This is a genomic window from Pseudomonas sp. GL_103 (genome assembly GCF_057835175.1).
In genome coordinates this window covers 2,911,155-2,935,964 of the sequence record NZ_CM174420.1, presented here as the reverse complement: position 1 = coordinate 2,935,964, position 24,810 = coordinate 2,911,155, and the positions used below count along the sequence as shown (strand labels likewise).

The window sequence follows — 24,810 nt, the reverse complement described above, 5'->3', positions numbered from 1 at the left end:
TGCCTGTCGAACGGGCTGTTCAATCAGGGTGTGAGCGGAGTATATGTAGTGAACAAATAGGTGTGAGTTACTCATAATCACTACATAAATAACTTTGAGTTACGAATGAGCCAGACCCTGGATTTGTCGTTTTTCTACCTCTTGGCCAATAAAGGCAGTCTCGCCGCGACCGCACGGGAACTGGGTATCACGCCGCCGGCGGTCAGCAAGCGTCTCACCGCGCTGGAGGCCCGACTGGGCATCCGCCTGGTCAATCGCACCACGCGCTCCATGAGCCTGACCTCGGAAGGTGAACTGCTGTTTTCCCACGCCGCCCGAATCCTGACGCAGATCGATGAGGTCGAGCAGTTGATCCACAGCAGTCGGGCTACCCCCAAAGGCCTGATTCGGGTCAACGCGTCGCTGGGATTCGGTCGCCGATACATCGGCCCTGCCCTGGGTGCATTCTTCGCCCAGTACCCAGAGGTAGAGGTGCAGCTGGAAATCAGCGATCACCCCCTGGACCTGACGACCCATGGGTTTGACCTGGGCATACGCTTCGGTACCCTGCCGGACGCCGCCTTCCATGCACGCAAGATCGCGTCCAATCGCCGTCTTCTATGCGCTTCGCCGCTGTACCTGGAAAAGCATGGTGTGCCGCAACGCCTGACAGACCTGCAGCAACACAACTGCATCTTTCTCAGGCAAAACGAAACGCCCTACGGTGTGTGGAGTTTCACCAACGGGGGGCGCACGCAAAACATCAAGGTCCGTGGCGCACTGGGCTGCAACGACGGCGAAGTGGCCCTGAATTGGGCGCTTGAAGGCTACGGCATTCTGTTGCGGGCCGAATGGGACATCGCCCGATACGTGCGCAGCGGCCGCTTGCGACTGGTGCTGGAAGACCAGACCCCGACACGCGCCGACGTTTATGCGGTGTACCCGCAACAGCTACACCTGTCAGCCCGTGTGCGCAGCCTGATCGATTTCCTGGTCGAGCGTTTCAGGCACATTGACCACCTGGATGAAACGGCAGGCCTGCACGACTGAACAGCCTGGGCCCGCAGCCGCTTCGGCCAATAGCGAACACCGATGAAGTCGGTGCGAATGACAGCAGTCAGCCATCGATACATTCAGAAAGTGGCCACGTCTCTTAACCCGGACACCCCGCACAATTGCACCCGGTATTGGGGGATATTCCCCGTCATCGGGGCTTTCATCCTGGCTGCTCATACGCCTGCTTGAAGCCAGCAGACAAGGGGAACGCGGCGTAGAGCCATCAGTCACCTCCTGTCACTTTCGGCGGGAAATATGCATCGTTCCCATCCCGGCTCGAAATCAAACGTTTCGCCAGCCGGGCCAGGAGCAGTGGCTCGTTGCCGATGTATTGCCACGCGCTCCGAGGAACCCGTCAGAGGTGATTGCGATGAAACTGGATACCGGAAGGTTGAATCCTAGTCCATTGTTCAAAACCAGGCTGGCGCTGAGTATCTCTGCTGCCGTGATCATGTTGGGGCTGGGCTTGTCCCAGACCCAGGCAGTGCCCCTCGACAACACCGACCCACCGCCTCCTACCGACCCATCGGCGTTCACCAATCCGCCCGCCGACCCCGATGCCGCATTGCGGGACTTGCTCAAGCTGCCTCCCGCAAACGTCGGCGCTTTTGACTTACCCAATGGAGTCGTCGGTAACCGCCAGACCCCCTTGGTCGACAATGTGCTGCCACCCGACCTGCAACCCAGCTTCAACATCCCCACTAACGGTAATGCCAGCCCGGTGTTCGGGGTTCAACCGTTCTCCCAGAAGCTTGAACTGTTCGAGGAATTCGGCTCGAACAAACTGGATGCGACCGACCCGCCATCACCCGTTCCGTTTCCGGTTCCGACGCTGGGCCCCGCACCGGCGCAAGATCCATTGAACGTGGCGCGTAGCGGCCCGTCGCCGGCTGCGCTGGACGCCTTTCTCAGGGAGCCAGCCTTGACGCCCTTCCCGACAGAATTCTCCAATGTACTGGACCGCAACCCCTGGAAGGCGCAGATCGAGCTTTTCCTCAACCGCCGAGTCGATTCGCCCGCAGAAGGCCGGCCACCGGGAAAAGGCTGGTCGCACCAGCGTTTCAATGAGTTTTTCCCGCGCGACGCCTTCAAGACTGTGCAAGCAGGCGCACACGTCAACAGCGGCCTACGTGATCGGATGCAACGGCATAACTACGCCGTGGGGGAATTTGCGCCAGGCGGGCTCTATCACAATCCCAACGGCAACCCGGCCAACGAGGGCACCACCAAGGGCATTCAAGTGCAGTTTCACCCCAACTTCCCTGTCCAGGACCATAATGCGTTGTGGACATTCGACGGCACCTTTCCGCCAAAACTGCTTCTAGTACGCTATGGCCAGGCGATGCTGATGCGTCATTACGATGCCTTGCCCATTGACCCATCGGCCAACCGGGGCTTTGGCCTGCACACCATCACCACCCATGAACATAACGGCCACTCGCCCGCGGAAAGCGACGGCTTTGCCAACGCGTTCTTCTTCCCGGGCCAGTACTACGACTATCGCTGGCCGATCCAGTTGGCCGGTTACGACAGCATCAACACCACTGCGCAGGACCCACGGGCAGCGTTCCCGTGCGACCCCGGTGAAATCCTTTTCGTCAACGACGCCACCCCCGGCTTCAAGACCTGCGACAACGGCACCATCAAGATCCGAGGCGACTGGCGCGAAACCATGAGCAGCCACTGGTTCCACGACCACATGCTCGATTTCACCGCGCAGAATGTCTACAAGGGCAATGCCACGATGATGAACTACTACAGCGCCGTGGACCGTGGCAACGAGTCGGTCGACGACGGGGTCAACCTGCGCTTGGCCAGCGGTTCGGGACTGGGGTGGGGTAACCGCGACTATGACGTCAACCTGACGATCGCCGACAAGGCCTGGGACCAGGCCGGCCAATTGTGGTTCAACCCCTTCAACACCGACGGTTTTCTCGGTGACCAGATGCTGACCAACTGGGAGTACAAGCCCTTCCTGGATGTACGTGCCCGCCGCTACCGTTTCCGCATTCTCAACGGATCGGTGTCTCGCTACTTCAAGCTGGCGGTGGTGCGTCAGGTCAATGGTAATGGTGGGGAGTTTCCTGGCCCGAACAGCTCCGGGGTTTCATACAACCGGGTGCCGTTCCACATGATTGCCAACGACGGCAATATCATGGAGCACGCGGTGCCGTTCGATGGCAGCCTGGACCTCGATGGCGACGGCGACACGCAGGACCACAATGCCATTCTGCCGATACAGGGCATTTCCGAACGCTATGACATCGTCGTCGACTTCGCGACAAACGGCATCAACCTGGGTGACAAGATTTTCTTCGTCAACATCGAGGAGCATGAAAACGGCAAGCGTCCCGAACGTGACATTCCATTGGCGGATGTACTCTCCGGCAAGTACCTGCCCGTTGTCCGGCAAACCAGCCACGGGCCACAGTGGGTCAACGGTGACCCGGGCGTGGGCCTGTTCCTGCAACTGAACGTCCAGCCTTACACCGGCCAGGATGTCAGCATGAATCCGGTCGACTTCGAGCCCGCCAAGCCTGGCAAGCCCGAGGGCAAGTTCATGATCCCCCTGCCCTTGAACCGTGATGACCCTGCCGATATCGCCCGGCTTGCCCAGGCGCGGCACCGCACCTTTATCTTTGGCCGCTCCAATGGCACGGATTTCAAGCCCTGGACGATCAAGACCGATGGCGGCGAAGGTTTCACCATGGACCCGCGCCGGATTTCAGCCGCGCCACAACTGGCCACTGGCCCGACGCCGGCGGGGTTCAAGGGTGAAGGCACACTGGAAGTCTGGAAGATCGAGAACGGCGGCAATGGCTGGAGTCACCCGGTGCATGTGCATTTCGAGGAAGGGATCATTCTCACTCGAGGTGGAAAACCACCACCAGAATGGGAAAAAGGCGCGCGCAAGGATATCTACAATGTAGGCCGCCATCCCGAGAGCCTCGACAATGTCGAAATGGCCATACGCATCCGTGAGTTTGCCGGTACCTACATGGAGCACTGCCACAACACACAGCATGAGGACACGGCGATGCTGCTGCGCTGGGACTCCGAGCACCCGGGCCAGTTCCAATTGATGCCCACGCCATTGCCCAGCTGGGACGGCGTGAAATTCGTGGCCTCGGTTGCGTTACCGACATTCCGTACGGGAGATGGCGTCGGGCCACAGGTCGAGGTCGACAATGACCAGGAAGATAGCAGTGGCAGCGGCAGCGGCAGCGGCAGCGGCAGTAACGGTAGCGGCAGCGGAGGCAGCGGAGGCAGCGGAGGCAAAGGCTAGCGTCGTCTATCAAACGGCTGGTCATGTCGTCAGCAAACGCAAAGAACCGCTTGCATGATCGTTTCAATCCCAAAGCCGCCTGTCATCACGGTCGGCTTTGGGTCGTTTTCGGCCCTTCGCGACGGATAGCCCCCTAGCCAGAAGTGGACACTCAGAAACTCAACCGCGCACCAGGTAGGCCCCTGAGGGAACCCGATATCGCAGCTTCTTGCATTTGCCGGGTGCGGGCTGATGCCCCGGCGAACGATCAGGAAACCAGATTCGGCATTTGCCCGGAGGCGGCATATGTCCGCGGGGAATCTCAACCTCAACGTACGCCCGCTCTGGTTCGACATTAGCCATTTGTAATTTTCCTTCGGGCCTGGCTCTGCCAGCCGTCGGCGCATCCGAAACCCGATCTGTCTCTGCGCTAGCGAAGTTGCCAGCGTCGCGCCCAGTGTCCGGAGTGGATTGCTCAACAACCGCCATTTCCGCTTCGCGGCGCCTTTGGGTCTCCGCTTCACGCCCCTTCTGCACTGCGATCAGGTCCTCTTTGGCATTGGGTGGGGTACCCGAAGCCTGGGCCTGCTGCGCCGCCTGGATCAGTTGGAAGTTGCGGTTGCGTAACTCGACATTGCGACCAACCCGCATGTTCGAGCGCGCCGCCAGGGTTTCAGCCTGCTGGTACTGCCCCTGCTGAAGACGCAACACACCGAGGTAATGCAGCGTCGCGGGATTGTTCGGCTGGATATGCAGGGCACGCTCCAGCGTGGCGGCGGCTTGGTCCAGTTGGCCATTTTCATACTGCCGCGAGGCGGTTTCGATCAGGGTGGTTGATGCGCTGTTGCTTTGCGCGGGCGCTCTTCGCTCGGCAGCAACCGAACAAAACGACGCGACGGCGCAGAACGCCAGGATGAGACCCGACAGAAAACTCTTGGTTGGCATCAGGGGGGCGAACTCGACTGATCTCGGACGGCACTTAAGTAAAACAGGCCAAAGCGCTGTTCGGCATCTGCGATACGGGGCCCCAATTGACCTGACCAGTACCCTGAAGTTCCCGCTGCAACGGCCACCGTAACCGGGACTTTACCGCCCACAAACCCCATCGCGGATTTGTTCGCGATGGGGTCTGCAACCCCGTAGCAACGTGCGGCCAGCAGCAGCAACAGCATCATGTCATCAGGATAAAGTCCGCCTGATCGATACCTGCACTGTTAACACCGACAAGGCGAATAGTGTCCACTCCGATCCCGATCACTGTGTCCGCCCCGTCAGCCGCAATGCTCACGTTGGCAGCGAACGTCTCGCTGCTGATCCCCAGCCCCGCGATATTGAGCAAGTCCTGCCCTGTGGCCGGATCGATATCGAAGTCCTGGATCGAGTCGTTGCCGAACCCTGGCGCAGCAAACATGAAGGTATCGTTGCCGAAGCCGCCGTTGAGTGTGTCGTTACCCAGCCCGCCGAAGAACAGATCATCACCCGCACCACCGACCAGAATGTCGTTGGCCTGGCCGCCCAGCATCGTATGGTTAGCCGACGCTGCATCGTAGGCCAGCTCACTGCCGCTGCCCTCGGCGTTCGCCTGCAAACCCGCCGCCGCGTATTGGCCATTCATCGCGAGCTGCGCCACATGCGCACCGTCGCTCACGCTCAGCATGCCGCCGGTGCCTGTGTCATTCGCTGCATAGGTGATCTGCGTATTGGCGCCGAACGCAACATCGCCAAAGTCCAGCTTGTCGCCCGAGGCAAAACCGCTGACGCTGCCACTGAACGTCGTCGACACATCAAGCTTGAGCGTGCCTGCCGCGCCGCTGTCGAACGTCACATGCTGATCGGAGGCAGCACCGAATTCCAGTATCGCCGAACCGCTGATTGTCGCGCTTCCCGCGCCACTGGCATCTGCGTGGATGATGATGTTGCCATCGTTCGCCCACAGGCTGCCGCTGTTGACGAGCGCACTTTCAATCACCAATCCGCCGCTGCCGCTGGCTTGCAGCACACCCGTGTTGGTGACGGCGCTGCTGCCGGTATCGATCACCAACGCATTGACGCCGCTGGCAAGGATCAGGCCGGAGTTGACCAGCATCATCTGCCCCGCTCCCAACTGGCCGGCACCCGAGATGGTGTTGTTGGCATTGGTGAGCACCGTGTCGGCGCTGCCGCCGAAAATCACGTTTTGCTCGTTGTCGGATAGCAGCACCTGGCCGCCACCGGTCAAGGTCGCGCCACGGAACAGAATCTCAAGGTTGGTCGCGCTGCCGGTGGAGCCGAGCTCGATGGTGCCGCTGTTATGGATGCTGCCACCGAACGGCATGATCGCGCCGTCGGCAATGGTGAGGGTACCGGCGTTGTTGGTGATCGGGTCCACATCGAACTGGAAGTTCGCTTCGCTCAAGTTCGCTGCATCGACACCTTTCAGGGTGATCGTCTGGCCGGAGCTTATGCTGACCAGTGCATTGCCATTGGCGTCGTTAGTGATGCTCAAGTCAGCAAAACCGGTGACACCCGTGAAGCCGATCATGTCGATCTTGTCTGCCATGGCATCGAAACTGTAGATCTGATTGTTGCCGATCGGCTGGGCGAAGACGAAGGTGTCGGCACCGGACGAACCGGTCAGGTTGTCGTCAGCGGACAAGGCGAAGATCGGCGTGCCGGGGGCAAAGGCCTCGACGTTATTGAATACATAGGAACTGCCCACACTGCCGTCGGCGTTAGTCCAGGTCATGTTGATGTGGAGTACCGCAGCGCCCGCGAAGCCTTCTGGTGTTGTCACGGTCAATGCTCCGGGATCGCTGGTCTGCACGGTCCAGGTGCCGTCGCCGTTGTTGATTCCGGCGTTTAGAGTCCAATTTGACGGAACGTCGGCAATTGTGACAACAAAGCTATCGCTCAGGCCTGCCGATGGATCAGCAATCGCAAGGTTTATTGCTTCTCCGGACACTCCCGCAGGGTAAGTCAGGTTAATGCTTGTTGCAGCACTAACGTTGCCTGCCGCGTCCATAGCCGTGACAAATAGCGTCTTGGCACCCGTAAACTTGCCAGTCAAATCAATATTGGCGAATTGACCGCCGGTATTGGTCGTTCCGGTCCCAATTTCTGTGTCGCCGGCGCCAAACACGCCATTGCCATTGTCCAGGTAAACCTTAATGAATGAATTAGCTTCGGCGCTCCCTGAAAGCTTATGGTTTGTACCGGAGTTGTTGTAAGTCAGCCCAGTCGGTGACGCTGGCGGTGTTGTATCAATCGGAGTTTCAACGACGTTCTGCACGTTTACCGTAATCGTCTGCGTATCGATTCCGCCACTGGCGTCGGCCACCTGAACATCCACAACGTAGGCGTTGTCGCCATCGGTACCACCGACATCCTGGGGATTCTCGTAATCGGGCGCCGAATTGAACGTCAGCACCCCGCTCGAACTGATCGAGAACTTGCTGAAGTCCGTCCCGGCCGTATTCAGGAGCGAGTAGCTCAGCGTCTGCGCCGGCAGATCAGCATCGGTCGCCGCCACCGTCGTGACCGCCGTGGTGTTCTCCGCCACGTTGATCGAAGCCGTCGCACCACCGCCGTTGGAGGTGATCACCGGGGAGTTATCGTTGACTCCCGTCACGGTTACCGCGATCGCCTGGTCGTCAAACAGCGTGCCGTCCGACGCCCGCACAATCACGTCATAAACGTTGTTCGCTCCCGAATCAGTCGGCGCTTCAAAGTTGGGCGCAGAGACAAAGCTCAGTACGCCTGTGCCTGAAGCGATCGAGAACTTCGCGGCATCCGCTCCGCCGAAGATGCTGTAGCTCAGCGTTTGCGCCGGCAGATCAGCATCGGTCGCCGCCACCGTCGTGACCGCCGTGGTGTTCTCCGCCACATTGATCGAAGCCGTCGCACCGCCACCGTTGGAAGTGATCGTCGGTGAGTCGTTGCTGCCGGCGATATGCACGGTGACCGAAGTGAGGGTGCCGTCGGCACTGCTCACCGCGAAGGTGTCGGTGTAGGTGGTGCCGGCGGCGAACTCGTTGTGGGCGGAGTTGGCGACGTAGGTCCAGGCACCGCCGGTGCCGATGGAGAACTGGCCGTAGCTGCCGGCGGTGTTGGACTGCGCCTGGAAGCTTTCCGGGCTGTCGATATCGCTAATGGTCAGGCTGCCGCCGGTGGTCAGCGGAGCATTGGTTTCGCTCAGCGTAACGCTGGCCGAGGACAGCACGGCGGCGTCGTTGCTGCCGGTGACGGTGATAGTCACCAGTTGGGTGTCGACACCGCCGAGGCCATCGCTGACCTGCACCGTAAACACATCCGCATGACTCTCGCCCGCCTTCAGTGACTGCACCGCACTGGCGACACCGTCGGTGCCATTGGCCAGGGTGTAAGTCCATTGGCCGGTGCTGTCGACGGCGATCGAGCCATAGGTTCCAGTTGGCGAACCATTGATGGTCCAACTGGCGGTGGCATTGTGATCGATGTCGGTCGAGCTGAACTGGCCATTCACGCTGAGTATGGTGTCTTCCTGCACCGCGCCGGCAGCATTGCCGGTCGCGAAACTGAGCACGGGTGCGTCGTTGCTGCCGCTGACGGTGATGGTCACTAGCTGGGTGTCCACGCCGCCCAGGCCGTCGCTGACCTGAACTGTAAACACCTCATCATGACTCTCGCCCGCCTTCAGCGACTGCACCGCGCTGGCGACACCGTCGGTGCCATTGGCCAGCGTGTAGATCCACTTGCCGGTGTTGTCGACTTCGATCGCGCCGTAGATGCCGGTGGACGAGCCATTGATGGACCAGGTCGCCGTGGCATCGTGATCGATGTCGGTCGAGCTGAACTGGCCGCTGACGCTGAGCTTGGTGTCTTCCTGCACCGCGCCGGCCTCGTTGCCGGTCGCGAAGCTGAGCACGGGCGCGTCGTTGCTGCCGCTGACGGTAATCGTCACCAGCTGGGTGTCCACGCCACCCAGGCCGTCGCTGACTTGCACCGTAAACACATCCTCATGACTCTCGCCCGCCTTCAGCGACTGCACCGCACTGGCGGCACCGTCGGTGCCATTGGCCAGCGTGTAGGTCCACTTGCCGGTGTTGTCGACTTCGATCGCGCCGTAGATGCCGGTGGACGGGCCATTGATGGTCCAGGTCGCCGAGGCATCGTGATCGATGTCGGTCGAGCTGAACTGGCCATTCACGCTGAGCGCGGTGTCTTCCTGCACCGCGCCGGCAGCATTGCCTGTCGCGAAGCTGAGCACGGGCGCGTCGTTGCTGCCGCTGACGGTAATCGTCACCAGCTGCGTGTCGACGCCAGCCAGGCCATCGCTGACCTGCACGCTGAACACTTCATCGTGACTCTCGCCGGCCTTCAGCGATTGCACGGCACTGGCAACGCCATCGGTGCCATTGGCCAGCGTGTAGATCCACTTGCCGGTGTTGTCGACTTCGATCGCGCCGTAGATGCCGGTGGACGAGCCATTGATGGACCAGGTCGCCGTGGCATCGTGATCGATGTCGGCCGAGCTGAACTGGCCATTCACGCTGAGCGCGGTGTCTTCCTGCACCGCGCCGGCCTCGTTGCCGGTTGCGAAACTGAGCACTGGTGCATCGTTGGTGCCGGTCAGGGTGATCGTCACCGTCTGCGGTGCCGAGGTCGCATTGCCCGTGCTGCTGTCGTCGGTGGCCACCACGGTGTAGGAGAAGCTGATGGTTTCACCGGTGCTTAGGAAGTCCAGGTTCTGGTTGCTGCTGTAGGTCCAGCCGGTCTGATCGACCGAGAAACCGGCGACCAGCGCCGCGGCTTGCGCCGCACCGAGGGTGCCGCCGCTCCAGACGAGGTCGTTGTTGGCGGTCTGGCTGACCGTCACCGCGTCATTGCTGTCCAGATCGGCGAAGCTCAGCGTACCGCTGTCGCTCAGTGTGGCTGCGTCGTTGCCTTCGTTCATCGCCCCGGTCGTGTCGTCGATGGTCAACGTCGGCTGGTCGTTGGTGCCGGTCAGGGTGATCGTCACCGTCTGAGGTGCCGAAGCGGCGTTGCCCGTACCGCTGTCGTCGCTGGCCAGCACGGTGTAGGAGAAGCTGATGGTTTCACCGGTGCTTAGGAAGTCCAGGTTCTGGTTGCTGCTGTAGGTCCAGCCGGTCTGATCGACCGAGAAACCGGCGACCAGCGCAGCGGCTTGCGCCGCACCGAGGGTGCCGCCACTCCAGACGAGGTCGTTGTTGGCGCTCTGGCTGACCGTCACCGCGTCATTGCTGTCCAGATCGGCGAAGCTCAGCGTACCGCTGTCGCTCAGCGTGGCTGCGCCGGTGCCTTCGTTGATCGCCCCGGTCGTGTCGTCGATGGTCAGCGTTGGCTGGTCGTTGGTGCCGGTCAGGGTGATCGTTACCGTCTGCGCTGCCGAGACCGCGTTGCCCGTACCGCTGTCATCAGTGGCCACCACGGTGTAGGAGAAGCTGATGGTTTCACCGGCGCTCAGGAAGTCCAGGTTCTCGCTGCTGCTGTAGGTCCAGCCGGCCTGATCGACCGAGAAACCGGCCACCAGTGCTGCGGCCTGCGCCGCACCGAGGGTGCCGCCACTCCAGACGAGGTCGTTGTTGGCGCTCTGGCTGACCGTCACCGCGTCATTGCTGTCCAGATCGGCGAAGCTCAGCGTACCGCTGTCGCTCAGCGTGGCCGCGCCGTTGCCTTCGTTCATCGCCCCGGTCGTGTCGTCGATGGTCAGTGTCGGCTGGTCGTTGGTGCCGGTCAGGGTGATCGTCACGTCCTTGGTCACCGTCGCCCCGAAGTCGTCGGTCAGTGTCACCGTGAACACTTCGGTCTTGGTCTGGCCCGCGGCCAGGTACTGCGCCGCGCTGTTGTTCAGCGTATAGGTCCAGCCCACGCTACCCGCCGCGTCGCCGGTGACATTGGCTACCAGCGTACCCAGCGCACCGGACGGCGCGCTCACGCTGGCCACATGTGCGTCATCGGCCAGGTCCACGTCGCCGAAGGCGAAGCTGCCGCTGACCACTGGGTTGCCGTCTTCGGTCACCGCAGCGCTTTCGATTTCTGCCGCCGTCAACGTCGGCGCGTCGTTGGTGCCGGTCAGGGTGATCGTCACGTCCTTGGTCACCGTCGCCCCGAAGTCGTCGGTCAGCGTCACCGTGAACACTTCGGTCTTGGTCTGGCCCTCGGCCAGGTACTGCGCCGCGCTGTTGTTCAACGTATAGGTCCAGCCCACACTGCCCGCCGCGTCGCCCGTGCTCTCGTCGCTGACATTGGTCACCAGCGTACCCAGCGCACCGGCCGGCGCGCTCACGCTGGCCACATGCGCGTCATCGGCCAGGTCCACGTCACCGAAGGCAAAGCTGCCGCTGGCCACCGTGGTGCCGTCTTCGGCCACCGCAGCGCTTTCGATTTCTGCCGCCGTCAACGTCGGCGCGTCGTTGGTGCCGGTCAGGGTGATCGTCACTTCCTTGGTCACCGTCGCCCCGAAATCGTCGGTCAGTGTCACCGTGAACACTTCGGTCTTGGTCTGGCCCGCGGCCAGGTACTGCGCCGCGCTGTTGTTCAGCGTATAGGTCCAGCCCACGCTACCCGCCGCGTCGCCGGTGACATTGACCACCAGCGTACCCAGCGCACCGGACGGCGCGCTCACGCTGGCCACATGCGCGTCATCGGTCAGGTCCACGTCGCCGAAGGCAAAGCTGCCGCTGGCCACCGTGGTGCCGTCTTCGGCCACCGCACCGCTTTCGATTTCTGCCGCCGTCACCGTCGGCGCGTCATTGGTGCCGGTGATCGTGATGGTCACATTCTGCGTAACCGACGAACCATGGCCATCGCTGATGGTGACCAGGTAAGTTTCGGTTGCTGTCTGTCCCTGGGCCAGGTACTGCGCCGCCGCATTGCTCAGGTTGTACGTCCATTGCACCGAACCGTTGGCCGCGTTCGCTGCTTCGCTTACCGCCGAGAGCTCGAACGTACCAAGATGCGTAGCGTTGCCCCCCGCCGACGCGAACGTCGCCGTGTGCGCGTCGCTCAGGTCGACGTCATTGAAGGTAATCGTGCCGCTGGTCGTCAGCGAGTCGGTCGTGCTCGCAGTGGTGTCGGCGTCTTCGGTCACCATGCCGGCCTGCGCGCCGAGGCTGAGCGTCACACAATCATTCTCGCCCGAAAAACGCACTGTCGCGGTGGCCCAACTGAGCGTTCCGTTGCCCAGACGCATCGCATAGGTAAAGCTGTCCGTCAGGAACTCGCCAGTCGCAAGCGCCTGGAGTTTTGCCTTGAAAGCAGTGGTTAAAGTAGCGTCGTCGTAGCCGACCTTGCCGTCCGAGGTGATCCAGATCTTTGCACCATTCAAACTGGTGTCAGAACTCGTCGCCTCAGCCCCCACCGTATCCTGGGTCAGGAGGTCGGCCGGAGCATAAACCTTGGTGGCAGTAGGATCGCTCACCGCATTGTCGAGTGACCAGAGTGTCTTCGCGTTACCGCCGAGGTCATTGGACATGACGTCCCAATACCTGACCCCCAACAGATTTTCAGTGGTGGTAAGTACGTCATCCTTCGCCTGCGGCGTGTTGGAAAACGAGGTAACGGTTCCGCCGCTGGTAGTTGTAGTGCTAGCCATGTCTTTCTCCCTAAGAAGTCACCCTGAGCAAAAAGCCGCTGTGGTCCGCTGACAGCCACAAGCCGATTCTTCCTCAACCCACGAACACTTCACTCCACCGGTACCAGCCGGCTGGCCAGCAGCTTCACACCCACCCCCGCCCTGCCGCCCTGCGGCTCAATGCGCACGATTTGCCCTTGCGCCTTGAACTTCATGGGGCCGCCGGGAGTGTCGAACTCGATCTCGAAGTCAATCAAGCTACCCACCTGCTGCTCGCTATCGGTTTCGAAATACAAACCGGAGGCGCTGATGTCACGGGTGACACCGTTGCCCCCGCCGATCAGTTGCAGCGACAGGGTGACTTGTTCACGGGGCTCAATTCGGTGTGTGTCTTTCATGGTTGCAGTCTAAAAACGACCGCTGTGTTTTACATGAGTGCGCTATCCCTTTTTTCTGGGAGTCAATCACCCATGAAAACAGTGTTTTACGGGACAAATGTCATGGGAGGGGGTGCCTGAAGCGCTATAGAAAAAGCCAGGATCTGCAACGATTGCTATCATGATCAGCTAACACAACCGCCTAAAGAGGCAGCGAGCCGCATGCCAATTCAAGTCCTGTTAGTAGCTCTACCGCTCGTGGCCTGGGGCCTTGAGCGTCTGGTGGAAAGCGCTCAACCGAAGTTGATGTTGGCGGGTTCGACGGCGTCGGTGGCGCAATACCTGCTTTCGCTGCACCTATACACACCAGATGTGGTGGTATTGGACCTGGACAGCGAGGACTGTATCGAGTCGCTGGCCGAACTGCACAGCCGGACCAAAGCCAAGATTCTGGTAGTGACAGGGTCGAGCGACGAGGCACTGCATGACCGTGCGGTGCTGGCGGGCGCACGTGGCGTGGTGGATAAGCGGGAATCGGCATCCGCATCAACCTTGCTCAAAGCCATAGAAAAAGTGCATGAAGGCGAACTCTGGATTGACCGCAATGCGACCAGCCGTATCTTCCTTGAACTGGCGCGCAAAAAAAACGAGCGCGATATAGACCCGGAGCAACACAAAATCGCCAAGCTGACGCGCCGCGAGCAGCAAACCATTGCGTCGCTGGCCAGCGACCCCTCTGCCCCTGGCAAGTTGGTGGCCGAGAAACTGCACATCAGCGAGCACACGCTGCGCAACCATTTGACATCGATCTACAGCAAGCTGGGCCTGACGAACCGCGTAGATCTCTACGCCTACGCGCACAAGCATGGGCTTTCCACAGGCGACTGAGGACTGCGGCAACACGCCCGACCTACCCCACCCATCTCCTGCATTGGGCCACAGTGGGAGGCACCACTTCATTCCAATCGGTGGCGACCAGACTCTCGCAACAGGTTGTTGCAAGCCATACGCCGGGAATCGGATTGCGAGCGATAGGCACGACATGCCAATGGGGGTTAGCTGAATGTTGACAGACAGTTATCGGCCAGAAGCAATGGGATGGACTCCTCCTCACCTCGGCATCTTGAGTGCCAGACTGAAAGTGCGAACCACAGTCAACAGTGAGAAGGAGTCCACATATGAAGCTTATGCGCATTGGGGTCGACCTGGCCAAGAACGTGTTTCAGATCCACGGCGTGGATTGTCATGAGCGGCCAGTCTGGCGACAACGTTTACCTCGTGATCGCTGGCTGCAAACGGTGCTGGAGAAGATCGAACCGGGCTGTGAGATCGGCATGGAAAGTTGTAGCGGTGCGCACCATTGGGCGCGGCAACTACAAGCACGTGGATTTCGGGTGAGGCTGATTGCGCCGCAGTTCGTCAAACCGTACGTCAAGAGCAACAAGAACGACGCCAACGATGCCGAGGCGATCTGCGAAGCGATGAGTCGCCCCAGCATGCGCTTCGTCGCCGTCAAGACCATCGAACAACAAGATATCCAGGCGACGCATCGCATCCGGGCCGGCTTGATCGAACAGCGGACGGCCAAAGCCAATCAGATTCGTGGGCTGATCGCCGAGTACGGCCTCGTTGCGCCGAAGGAAATACTGATGCTGCGTCGCGCAATACCGTGCTGGTTGGAAGATGCAGATAACGGTTTGACGGCACGCTTTCGTCGTCTTCTGAATGGCTTGTGGGACGACCTGCGCGTACTTGATGAACGCGTGAGCGAACTCGATGGCGAGATATCTACGATCGCGGCAAGTGAGCCAACGGCCGTCCGTTTGCAACAGCTGCGTGGTGTCGGCCCGATGATTGCCACCGCGCTCGTTGCTGCCATCGGTGATGCCAGTCAGTTTGCTAATGGCCGACAGTTGGCCGCTTCGCTGGGACTGACGCCGAAGCAGCACAGCTCCGGTGGTAAAGATCGGCTACTTGGCATCAGCAAACGTGGCGATGCTTATCTGCGAACACTGATGATCCACGGTGCGCGCTCGGCCCTGCGTACAGCCAAATCCAAAGACGATCGGCTCAGCCAGTGGGCTGTTCGTTTGGCCGAGCGATCACATCCCAATGTGGCCGCTATCGCGCTGGCCAACAAAACCGCACGCATGGCTTGGGCGATGCTGCGCAACGGGACCGATTACCAACCGGATCGGGCTGCGGCCTGATCTACCAAACCGTCACGTCCAGCGAGTAAACAAACCGTCTACCCAGATTGCTAAGCAACCCGAACGATGGCAAACCGGTCGAACCGGCGTCGGCAAAACCCTCAAATGTCCAGGTGCGTAAAGCACGTAGAAGCGATTGGGAGCCGACGCGCGAATAGCCCATCATGGCCCTGCATCGAATCGATGCCGAAGTCAGAGGCCGAATATACGTGTGCAGTCGGCACGGGGGCCAAAGCGAAGGGGCTTGCAATGAGGAGGAGTCCATATACGGACATTCGAGGCGTATTAAACGCCTGTTCCGGAGAGTTGTCGTTTCGCAGCCAACATCTCTACCCACCTTCGATTAACCTGCTCAGCGCCCTGCTCAGTCTTGCAGCGACTCGTGACAGCGCTGCCATGGTGTGTCAAGGCGGTTACTGGCAGCCGATGTTCAGCGTGTTGCCGCGCCGGTTTCTATCTGGGCTCGTGCAAGGGTGGAATGCCGGAGAGCGCAGCCTGCAGAAAGCCTTGTCCTGCGAAGGTGTGGCCGGGCTGGAATGCCCGGATGGCGATACTCGCTGAGTAACTTCAACACCCCCTAGGCCCTGCAAGGCTGAGCGCCTCTTCAAATCATAGGTAGTCTTCATAGACGCGCATTTGATAGGTCAGGCTTTTCAACAACTGAGGATCAAACGACAGTTGGAAAAGGCTCTTTGGCAAGCGCTGCGGTGACTCGATCACGCTTGCCGATATCCGCCCTGTGTTCGCATCGCGCCAGGTCGCGCTAAGCCGATGCCCCCCTGGAACGGTTTCAACCCTCAACCACACCTGGCCACGCACGTCGCTGGCGCCGACGGCACCCTGTTGCGTCAGCAGGCGGTCCTTGTCTCGAAGCGTTAGTTGCAGCGTCGCCAGTTCGTAACCTTGGTCATTGACCTGGAAGAACGAGACCACCCTGGCCAACCAATCAGGTGAAAGTGGCCGATGTCGGATAATCGCACCAATCACGCGTGGCTCATCGAGCCAGCGGCCGGGCTCGACCAGCGCCGCGTAGCCTCCATCCAACTCGAGCGCCAAGCGTCTGGAACCTAACAGATCAGTCAGGCGAATGCCTGCCCCCAGCAGCACGCTATCACCGATCAGGGCGCTGATATCCTCCAGCGGCAACTCACCAGTGCTTGGCAAGATTCCACCCAGGCCTCCCACCAGTTCCAGAAGATCGGACTGCCACAGCTCTGGCTTTGTCTGGCGCAGGAACTGTGCATATTCGTTCACCGCCGCATAAGACCCTGTCTTCTGCGCGATATAGAGCGCCAGCTTGGAGCGATAGTAACGGTCCACCTTGCCCACATTGGCTTGGGCGAACGCCAAGGCCATAGGATCTTCGAACAGTTTGAGGTTATCGAATGCCAGCATTTTCATAGACCAAACGTTATCTGCGTCAGCGATGAGGGTGCGCGAGAACGGTAGGAAAGCACGGTCTAATTTCAGCCGCTCCAGCAGCAACACCCGCTTGTGCTGGCTCAAAGATGAGTCGTTTACCAGTTGGGCAAGGGCTTTACCGGTTGGGTCCTCCATCCAGGCCGGTGCGAACAGCCCACGACTACGGGTAATGATGGTCAACGCGTCGGAGAACTGCCCGACGTCCGATGAGGGATCTTGAAGGATCACGAGTAGACGCTGCCGCTCAGCTTCTGTCAGAGACAATGAACCATTGCGCCCATCCAGACGCTCACGCGCGAAACGCACCATGTAGGCGTCCAGCAGCGCTTGGGTGCGCATTGCATCAAGCGCCTTGCTTTCATCGCTATCACCGTCCTCGAAGCGTAACCACCGATCAACCTTGTTCGTGAAGGTGTTCGTCAGGCTGTCGGCAAGGTTCTTGTAGCCAAAGAATGCTCCCACGGCCAATGCCAGGGTGATGAAGGTTCCGACCGCGAGAATCCACTGCTTGATGTGATGAAGAATCGACAGTGTCTTCTCAATGGCCCGCTCGGAGACCTTCGCCTCGGCATTGCCGATCTGGCTCTGGACTTCGTGGAGCAGACGAGCGCTGGACGCCTTGAGCTCTTGCAACTCCAGGTGGAGGGCCCGGTTTTGCTCAAGCGCCTCGGCACGCAGTTGCGCCGCTGCCTTATCCAGGTGCAGGGAAATGAGGTCCTTGGTAGCAGACAACAGCATTCTTCCTTATATATTCGGAGCGACCAATAATTCCATATCCACCGCTCTATTGACATCCTGTAACCAGCAGCAGTTATTCAGTGCCGGCGGGGGAGTGAATCGCCCCGGAGTGTCTAGACACATCGAACGGCTGCTTTTGGCCGATTTCTGCCTGAGGCCAGGGGGCAGCAATCGACCCTAAGCGGCCTGTCATGTCAGGCATCAATCGGTAAAAAAACAGTCACTCCCTTATAGTTACACACCTATATGACCGGTGATTAAGCTACTCGGCCTTTTTACCGGAAGTCACGAGTTCAATCGGATCCGTTATGTAGAACAAACAGGTAGATATGCAGGGTGAGGTTCAATCTGCCTGTACCGATCAACTAAGATTTTTCGCTGGCGGATCACGTTGAGGGTAAACATGCGGAGCCTCGATTCTCTCCTTGAGCTTGGCAGCAAAGTCGTGAGCACTTTTTTCATGCCGAAACTGAACTCGTCTGATGCCAAAACATACAGACCAAAGAGCTTTGCTTTGACTGGATAGGTACTCGATTTTCACTGACATGATCATGTCTCCAAGGCGCGATCCAAGGGTTAAAAGTGGATTTCAGCGGTCTTGAGGCCCAAGTCTCGAAGCTCGGCGATCAGGTCATCCAGATGCCCGAAGGACTCGACTTCCTCGTTGTCATCAACCAAGAAATAACTTCTCCCGGCGTCCTTCTTGAAAAACACGATCCACTCCTTGGGGTTGGTCGGGTTTGCGATCACATGGGTGTCAAAGGTCACGCCTTCGGCGTGTTTGCTTTTCACAGCTTTACGATTCATATCAGTCACCACGCTACACGCGCTCTCAAGATTCTCTATTTGCAGTGCATGCCCGCCCAGCTCCATCTGAACTTTCTCTATAAACATTTCCAGCCGCCCGAAGCGGTGGATCAAGGGCATTTCAATTATCACTGTATGTTAATATTATGCACATGCATCCACTGAGGAGCTAGCCATGATTGCGATAGGTGAGGCATGGAAGGCGGGGTTGTTGGGGCGAGAGCATTGGCTCCGCAATTTGGTGTCTGGCGTGATCGTCGGGGTCGTGGCGCTCCCTCTAGCAATGGCGTTTGCCATTGCATCTGGCGTCAAACCTGAGCAAGGCATCTACACCGCAATCATCGGTGGCCTGCTGGTTTCGCTCTTTGGGGGAAGCCGCTTGCAGATTGCCGGGCCGACAGGTGCGTTCATCGTGATTCTGGCGGGAGTCACGGCCGAGCATGGTGTTGACGGTCTGCAAATCGCCACGATGATGGCAGGTGCCATGTTGTTATTGCTGGGGATGGCCCGGCTCGGTGCAATCATCAAGTTTATCCCCGATCCGGTGATCGTCGGATTCACCGCAGGCATCGGCGTGATCATCTGGGTCGGACAGTGGAAAGACTTTTTCGGTTTACCGAAGATCAGTGGAGAGCATTTCCATGAAAAGTTCTGGCATTTGCTCCAGGCGCTCCCGGATCTTCATATGGCCACAACCCTGCTGGCTGTTCTTAGTCTTTTCCTGGTCATCACCGCGTCCAAAATTCCCGGACTCAAACGGGTACCTGGCCCATTAGTCGCAATGGCGGTAGCTACAGCGATACAGTCAACCTTTCATTTCGAGGGGGTAGCCACGATTGGCAGTGCATTTGGGGGCATACCTCAAGGCCTTCCAACGTTGAGCCTGCCTGAAATCACGTTGTCTCGCGTCATCGATTTGATTGGTCCGGCGTTCACTATCGCCATGCTAGGAGCAATCGAATCGCTGCTGTCCGCAATGGTGGCCGATGGCATGGCGGGCACTAAGCACGATTCCAATCAGGAACTGATCGGTCAGGGAGTGGCTAATCTGGTCACGCCATTGTTTGGTGGCTTTGCAGCTACCGGAGCCATTGCCCGTACTGCAACCAATATCCGTAACGGCGGCACGAGCCCGCTGGCCGGCATTACGCACGCGGTCACGTTGGTGCTTATTATTCTGTTTCTGGCACCTCTGGCCTCAAACATCCCACTGTGCGCTCTGGCCGCCATTCTTTTCGTGGTCGCGTACAACATGAGCGAGTTGAAGCACTTCAAACGCATGGTCCAGCGGGCCCCACGCGCAGACGTAGCTATTCTGCTCATCACTTTCAGCCTCACAGTGTTCAGTGACCTGGTGATCGCCGTGAATATCGGTGTCATTCTTGCGATGCTGCACTTCATGCGCCGCATGGCCTCATCTGTGGAGGTGCAACAGGTAATCGAGCACGAGCTTGAAGAAGAGCTGAGGGCCAATGGGCACACTCGCCTGCCGCCAGGGACATTGATCTATACGATTGAAGGGCCATTGTTCTTTGGCGCGGCTGAGACCTTCGAGCGAGTCTTGGCACAGACCCATACCGATCCACGTCTGCTGATTATTCGCTTGAAGCGTGTACCGTTTATGGATATCACTGGCTTGCAGGTGCTGGAGGAGGTCATTCAGCAACTGCACAAGCGCAATATCGTGGTGAAACTCTGCGAAGCGAACACGAAGGTGCTCAACAAGCTCGATAGGGTGGGTATCTTGCAAGAAATCGGCACGGAGCATTACCACGCCGACTTCAACACCGCGCTGGCTAAAGCGGTCAGCCTCGCAGAGAGTCCGTCGACCCTTTAGAGGCTTGCTGCCCGTGTCAGGTTATGACTTGGTACTGGCGGCATGCTTACTTTTGGTCGAATAGGTGGCACCGTGGGTGTCCAGGTAGTCACGAATCAGTTGACGGACCACCTGAGAAGGCGTCAGGTCTTGTGCTGCACAGAGTTCCTCGAAGGCTTTTTTCTTGACGGGATCAATGAGCACAGTGAGGCGTGCAGTCTTGCTTTCCATGGGGTATTCAATCGCTCAAGTCGCTAGATGTTAATCAAATTGTAATTGCCTTGTCCGGTGCTGTCACTGTGCTGCTCGTTACTTCGACTTTACTCACAAGAAAAGATTTGGCTCTCACGGTGGGTGATGAGGCGGATCTGCTTCGACTCAGCGTGGATAATCCCCATCCGCGAGGAAGGGAGCAAATTTATTCTAAGCTAGCCGACTGCCTGCAACGGGTAGACTGTGGGCAGTCACGAGCGACCGGATATGGCCGTTCTCAGCCCATCATGGTTACAACGCGTGCTGGTCAAACCCGATGCAATCGGGCGGTCAGAACGAATGCAAATGAATGCTCAGATCGAATTAAAACGGGTGGACAAGTGTGCCGAACATACTACTTGCGGCGAATCTGGCAGGTATCGGGCTTGTGGTCTTGAATCCATGGATCGCACCCAGGCCCATCGACCGAGGAACCCCCATGTTTGTTGAACATCTGGACGTACTGATCATCGGCGCCGGCCTGTCCGGCGTCGGTGCTGCCTACCACTTGATGCAGCAGTGCTCCGGCAAGAGCTTCGCCGTCCTCGAAGGGCGTTCCGCTCTCGGCGGCACCTGGGACCTGTTCCGCTACCCGGGCATCCGCTCCGACTCGGACATGTACACCCTCGGCTACAACTTCAAGCCCTGGAGCGACCCGCAGGCCATCGCCGACGGCCCGTCGATCCGCAGCTATATCGAGCAAACGGCGCGGGAAAACGGCATCGACCGCAAAATCCGTTACCAGCACAAAGTGCTCAAGGCCGACTGGTGCACCGACAGCGCGACCTGGACCCTGGAAGTGCAGCGCGGCGACGAGCCAGAGCCGCTGCGGCTCAGCTGCCAGCACCTGCTGATGTGTACCGGCTACTACCGCTACGAAGCCGGCTACACCCCCGATTTCCCCGGCCGCGAACAGTTCAAGGGCGAACTGATCCATCCCCAGCTGTGGCCCGAGAATTTCGATTACACCGGCAAAAAAGTGGTGGTGATCGGCAGCGGCGCCACCGCCGTCACCCTGGTGCCGGCGATGACCGACAAGGCCAGGCACGTCACCATGCTGCAACGCTCGCCCTCCTACGTGATCAACCTGCCCAAGGAAGACGCGGTCTCCAACGTCCTGCGGCGCTTCCTGCCGGAAAAATGGGTTTACCGCTTGGCGCGCGGGCGCAACGTGGCCCTGCAGATGGTCTTTTTCTACCTCTCCAAAGCCTTCCCCGACCAGGTACGCAAGGCGCTGCTGGACAAGGCCCGGCGCCAACTCGGCCAGGGTTTCGACATGCGCCATTTCAGCCCGAGCTATAAACCGTGGGACGAACGCGTCTGCGCGGTGCCCGACGGCGACCTGTTCAAGGTATTGCGCCAAGGCAAGGCTTCGGTGGTTACCGACCATATTGACACCTTTACCGAAACCGGCATCCGCTTGAAGTCTGGCCAAATGCTCGAAGCCGACGTCATCATCACTGCCACCGGCCTGGACCTGGTGTTGTTCGGCGGTATGCAAGTGGCGGTGGACGGCAAACCCTTCGATGCCGCGCAGAGCATGGGCTACCGCGGCATCATGCTGCGCGACCTGCCCAACGCCGCAGTGGTGCTCGGCTACACCAACGCCAGCTGGACGCTCAAGACCGACCTCTCCAGCGAATACTTCTGCCGCCTGATCAACCACATGGACGCCATCAGCATGCGCCAGTGCACGCCGTGCAACACCACCGGCGAGGTCAAGACAGCCCCCTTCCTCAACCTGAACTCCGGCTACATCCAGCGCGTAGCGCACAAGCTCCCCAGCCAGGGCGACCGCGCACCGTGGAAGCTGTACCAGAACTACGTCCTCGACCTCGTCCTGTTGCGCTTCGGCAAAGTCGAGGATGGCTACCTGGTGTTTTCCTCGCCGAAGGGGCAGCCATAACCGCGAGCTGCGCTGTTGGTTCCCACACTCCGCGTGGTAACCCAACCGTTCTACGGCTACTACCCCATGTCTGCCTCAGGCGGCAGTTCTGCGACGGTATCTGCATTTTCACCTACTGCCGCATCCATACGTTCACCTCTGCGCTCTGCCCCTGATCAAGAGCTACTGCTGCGAGCGTAGACCGGGAATTTATGGACGAGCTATAAAACTCTTAGTTCAAAATGCTATCACGGCATTTTATGTTTAGAGCCGATCATTGCTCGTCCGCTGCACTTCTACACCGCCATCGTCAGCGACCACGGGCGCCTGATGAACTTCTACATCTACGCCGACAACGGCAACCGCCCGATACCCACTGGCAACAGCGGCGGTTCCTCGACAACGGACCACGACAGCTCCACCGCAACCGCCATGGCCAACGGGCTGATGTTGCAGGCCTACCAGAACCTGATGCCGCTCTTCTGGGCAATCGCCTGGGCCTGCTCCGATCCGCTCGACGGCCCGGGATATAGTTCTTACTCGACACTCACCATTCCCGAAGCGCCCGAGGGCACCTATGTCGAGGGGACGTATTACGAGTTCGCGATCATCTGGAGCAGCAGTGGCATTATCAAAAGCTATCCGACGCCGGCGATGATGACGGACCTCACCGGCACACTGAACGTCAACCTGATGGACATCATGGCGCGGACCGATCCCTGGCTCGGTGTCGCCTCCTGGTTTGGCTGGTTCCTTGGCACCCAGGTCAACTTGCAAGGCCCCTATACGCGCTGATCCGTCATCGCTGCCCCCAACGACGCGGCGGCCGCGCCGTTGGGGATCTAATTCGCCATGGTAATAGCGCGAGTTACTGGATGCGGTCGCTGTCCGGGACGCGTTGCCTGTTCGATGACGGTAATGACATGTTCATTCTTTGTAGTAGGCGCTAACGTCGTCGAGTTTCAACTTCGCGGGTACCGTCCGCTTCGCCGTCTCGGATCCGGTCGACAGGGGTACGCTCTGCGTGACGTTAGCCATCCGGGTGATTTCCACCTGCACTTTATCCTTGCCGAGCAGATAGTCGGCCAGTTTCTGGGAAAACGGCCAGTAGTTCAGATCGGCCATCAGGGTCAGCGGCCCGACGGCGTCGGCCGGCACCAGGAAGGAGAACTCCCCGATATCGTAGCCCTTGGGCAGAATGCGGTTGTCCGAGAGAATCTGCGTGGCATTCCAGACCTCGACGTCCAGCGGGTTGCCATCCTTGTCGCCGATGTGCACCTTGAAATTTCGCGTGTTGACCTCGGTCTTGCCGTCCTTGATCGAACCCAGGCGATAGATCTCGCGACCATTGGCATCCTGTACCCGAAAATCGATCCACATTTCCCGACCCTCGGGAAAGCCGGTCGGCAGCTTGTGCCCGGCGCCGACGTTGGTCACTTTGACCGCTACCGAGGTGTATTGCCCGGGCGTCATGGCTGCCGGCACTTGCTCGAACTTTATGTCGCCGGCGCTCGCGAGCATGTCCCGTGCGCGTTGCGCGCCCTCCTCCTGACCGAGATGCTGGAGCATCATCGCATTGGCTCCGCTGAACCAATGCGAGGCGACCGACTCGCGGTCTGGCCCCATGATCGCGGCCTTGCCCGCAAAACCCGGCATGTGGCAGCTCTGGCAGGTCACATTGTTGAGGCTGTAGGTGCTCTCCTGCCATTCGTCATAGGTGCGCTCCACCGCCACGCTGCTGAAGGGGTGCGTGACGTTGTGGCAGGTGCCGCAAAAGTCCGAGCGCGTGTGCAGGGCGGAATACACGGTGTCGTGATAAGGCGAAACGGCATCCCTGCGCGGGCCGAACTTGGTCGGTTTACCGTTCGCTCGAGGACTCAGGACATAGGCGCCGTTATCGAGGCCCGTGCGGGCACTGATGTTGTGGCAGGTCTCGCAATCGACACCGGGCATCGGATGATTCTTCGCACTGTCTTCAATCGAAGAGCGGTTGACTTGCGAAGTGATCTGCCCGGTCGTGAGACCGATCGGGGTATGGCAGCCGGTGCAGAAGTTATCGACCTTGCCCTCGGTGGCCGTACTCGCACGCTTGAGCAAGGCCCGATAGATGGGTTCATCCCAGGCCTGGGACATCATCGATGAACGCCACTGCCTGTAGATCTCCGTATGGCAAGCACCACAGACCTGGGCATTGTCGAAGTCCTTCACATTCAAGACCAGGTTGCCGGTGGTATTGGCCCGATGGGGAAAGAACGGCATCCCGCCAATCACATGCATGAGCCTGGAGCGCGCCGGCTCCACCCACTTATCGTTACTTTGACTGTCATTGCCCTGAGGTTCGTCTGCCGCAACCAGCGTGGTCGTCAGCAGGCAAACCAGCAAGCACAACAGACGGCGCAGCAGCACTACCTTGGAGTGGTTCATAACGACTTCCCCTGGACAGTTGCAGAGG

Annotated in this window: 14 protein-coding genes and 1 pseudogene; 8 read left to right on the top strand and 7 right to left on the bottom strand. The window is 59.4% G+C overall.

What is annotated here, in order from left to right:
• The first annotated feature begins 105 nt into the window (after positions 1-105).
• A complete protein-coding gene (locus AC3IP0_RS13305) occupies positions 106-1,029 on the top strand; it encodes a LysR family transcriptional regulator (protein WP_489319663.1) in 924 nt (307 codons plus the stop codon).
• 376 nt (positions 1,030-1,405) lie between these two features.
• Positions 1,406-4,321: a multicopper oxidase domain-containing protein gene (locus tag AC3IP0_RS13300; protein WP_489327620.1), complete on the top strand. Its 2,916-nt coding sequence runs from the start codon at positions 1,406-1,408 to the stop codon at positions 4,319-4,321.
• Between the two features lie 159 nt (positions 4,322-4,480).
• On the opposite strand, the gene AC3IP0_RS13295 is transcribed toward AC3IP0_RS13300, so the two are convergent.
• The 3 genes from AC3IP0_RS13295 to AC3IP0_RS13285 all read right to left on the bottom strand — a co-directional run bounded on the left by AC3IP0_RS13295 (position 4,481) and on the right by AC3IP0_RS13285 (position 13,249).
• Positions 4,481-5,245 carry a tetratricopeptide repeat protein gene (locus AC3IP0_RS13295; protein WP_489327618.1) on the bottom strand — a complete coding sequence of 255 codons (765 nt, stop codon included), beginning with the start codon at positions 5,243-5,245 and terminating at the stop codon, positions 4,481-4,483.
• Between the two features lie 226 nt (positions 5,246-5,471).
• Positions 5,472-12,872 carry a beta strand repeat-containing protein gene (locus tag AC3IP0_RS13290; protein ID WP_489327616.1) on the bottom strand — a complete coding sequence of 2,467 codons (7,401 nt, stop codon included), beginning with the start codon at positions 12,870-12,872 and terminating at the stop codon, positions 5,472-5,474.
• Positions 12,873-12,961: 89 nt separating this feature from the next.
• Complete coding sequence (locus AC3IP0_RS13285; protein ID WP_489327615.1) at positions 12,962-13,249, bottom strand: PilZ domain-containing protein; 288 nt, start codon at positions 13,247-13,249, stop codon at positions 12,962-12,964.
• 201 nt (positions 13,250-13,450) lie between these two features.
• Here AC3IP0_RS13285 and AC3IP0_RS13280 point away from each other — a divergent pair, with 201 nt between their 5' ends.
• The 3 genes and pseudogenes from AC3IP0_RS13280 to AC3IP0_RS13270 form a co-directional block, all read left to right on the top strand.
• A complete protein-coding gene (locus AC3IP0_RS13280; RefSeq protein ID WP_489327614.1) occupies positions 13,451-14,116 on the top strand; it encodes a LuxR C-terminal-related transcriptional regulator in 666 nt (221 codons plus the stop codon).
• 290 nt (positions 14,117-14,406) lie between these two features.
• The gene (locus AC3IP0_RS13275) at positions 14,407-15,438 is read left to right on the top strand and encodes an IS110 family RNA-guided transposase (protein WP_489327613.1); all 1,032 of its coding nucleotides are present in this window, start codon (positions 14,407-14,409) and stop codon (positions 15,436-15,438) included.
• Between the two features lie 348 nt (positions 15,439-15,786).
• A pseudogene (locus tag AC3IP0_RS13270) lies at positions 15,787-16,019 on the top strand (molybdenum cofactor guanylyltransferase MobA); the annotation flags it as partial.
• 28 nt (positions 16,020-16,047) lie between these two features.
• On the opposite strand, the gene AC3IP0_RS13265 reads toward AC3IP0_RS13270, so the two are convergent.
• Positions 16,048-17,592: a hypothetical protein gene (locus AC3IP0_RS13265; protein WP_489327611.1), complete on the bottom strand. Its 1,545-nt coding sequence runs from the start codon at positions 17,590-17,592 to the stop codon at positions 16,048-16,050.
• Positions 17,593-18,174: 582 nt separating this feature from the next.
• Entirely contained in the window at positions 18,175-18,405 is a 231-nt protein-coding gene (locus AC3IP0_RS13260; protein WP_032828974.1) for a hypothetical protein, read from the bottom strand.
• Positions 18,406-18,580: 175 nt separating this feature from the next.
• On the opposite strand from AC3IP0_RS13260, the gene AC3IP0_RS13255 reads away from it, so the two are divergent.
• Complete coding sequence (locus AC3IP0_RS13255; RefSeq protein ID WP_489316114.1) at positions 18,581-20,242, top strand: SulP family inorganic anion transporter; 1,662 nt, start codon at positions 18,581-18,583, stop codon at positions 20,240-20,242.
• Positions 20,243-20,263: 21 nt separating this feature from the next.
• Here AC3IP0_RS13255 and AC3IP0_RS13250 read toward each other — a convergent pair whose 3' ends face one another.
• The gene (locus AC3IP0_RS13250; protein ID WP_046043116.1) at positions 20,264-20,452 is read right to left on the bottom strand and encodes a ribbon-helix-helix protein, CopG family; all 189 of its coding nucleotides are present in this window, start codon (positions 20,450-20,452) and stop codon (positions 20,264-20,266) included.
• A 460-nt stretch (positions 20,453-20,912) separates the two neighbouring features.
• Between AC3IP0_RS13250 and AC3IP0_RS13245 the strand changes: the two genes are divergently transcribed.
• Together AC3IP0_RS13245 and AC3IP0_RS13240 are read left to right on the top strand one after the other, a co-directional pair.
• On the top strand, positions 20,913-22,379 hold the full coding sequence (locus tag AC3IP0_RS13245; RefSeq protein WP_489319660.1) for a flavin-containing monooxygenase: 1,467 nt from the start codon (positions 20,913-20,915) through the stop codon (positions 22,377-22,379).
• 309 nt (positions 22,380-22,688) lie between these two features.
• Positions 22,689-23,153 carry a hypothetical protein gene (locus AC3IP0_RS13240; protein WP_489319659.1) on the top strand — a complete coding sequence of 155 codons (465 nt, stop codon included), beginning with the start codon at positions 22,689-22,691 and terminating at the stop codon, positions 23,151-23,153.
• A 132-nt stretch (positions 23,154-23,285) separates the two neighbouring features.
• Here AC3IP0_RS13240 and AC3IP0_RS13235 read toward each other — a convergent pair whose 3' ends face one another.
• Positions 23,286-24,782: a multiheme c-type cytochrome gene (locus AC3IP0_RS13235; RefSeq protein ID WP_489327610.1), complete on the bottom strand. Its 1,497-nt coding sequence runs from the start codon at positions 24,780-24,782 to the stop codon at positions 23,286-23,288.
• Positions 24,783-24,810 lie beyond the last annotated feature (28 nt).

Coding starts and splice junctions, on each gene's coding strand:
- AC3IP0_RS13305 (WP_489319663.1), top strand. CDS start 106: ATGAGCCAGACCCTGGATTTGTCGTTTTTCTACCTCTTGGCCAATAAA.
- AC3IP0_RS13300 (WP_489327620.1), top strand. CDS start 1,406: ATGAAACTGGATACCGGAAGGTTGAATCCTAGTCCATTGTTCAAAACC.
- AC3IP0_RS13295 (WP_489327618.1), bottom strand. CDS start 5,245: ATGCCAACCAAGAGTTTTCTGTCGGGTCTCATCCTGGCGTTCTGCGCC.
- AC3IP0_RS13290 (WP_489327616.1), bottom strand. CDS start 12,872: ATGGCTAGCACTACAACTACCAGCGGCGGAACCGTTACCTCGTTTTCC.
- AC3IP0_RS13285 (WP_489327615.1), bottom strand. CDS start 13,249: ATGAAAGACACACACCGAATTGAGCCCCGTGAACAAGTCACCCTGTCG.
- AC3IP0_RS13280 (WP_489327614.1), top strand. CDS start 13,451: ATGCCAATTCAAGTCCTGTTAGTAGCTCTACCGCTCGTGGCCTGGGGC.
- AC3IP0_RS13275 (WP_489327613.1), top strand. CDS start 14,407: ATGAAGCTTATGCGCATTGGGGTCGACCTGGCCAAGAACGTGTTTCAG.
- AC3IP0_RS13260 (WP_032828974.1), bottom strand. CDS start 18,405: ATGAATCGTAAAGCTGTGAAAAGCAAACACGCCGAAGGCGTGACCTTT.
- AC3IP0_RS13255 (WP_489316114.1), top strand. CDS start 18,581: ATGATTGCGATAGGTGAGGCATGGAAGGCGGGGTTGTTGGGGCGAGAG.
- AC3IP0_RS13250 (WP_046043116.1), bottom strand. CDS start 20,452: ATGGAAAGCAAGACTGCACGCCTCACTGTGCTCATTGATCCCGTCAAG.
- AC3IP0_RS13245 (WP_489319660.1), top strand. CDS start 20,913: ATGTTTGTTGAACATCTGGACGTACTGATCATCGGCGCCGGCCTGTCC.
- AC3IP0_RS13240 (WP_489319659.1), top strand. CDS start 22,689: ATGAACTTCTACATCTACGCCGACAACGGCAACCGCCCGATACCCACT.
- AC3IP0_RS13235 (WP_489327610.1), bottom strand. CDS start 24,782: ATGAACCACTCCAAGGTAGTGCTGCTGCGCCGTCTGTTGTGCTTGCTG.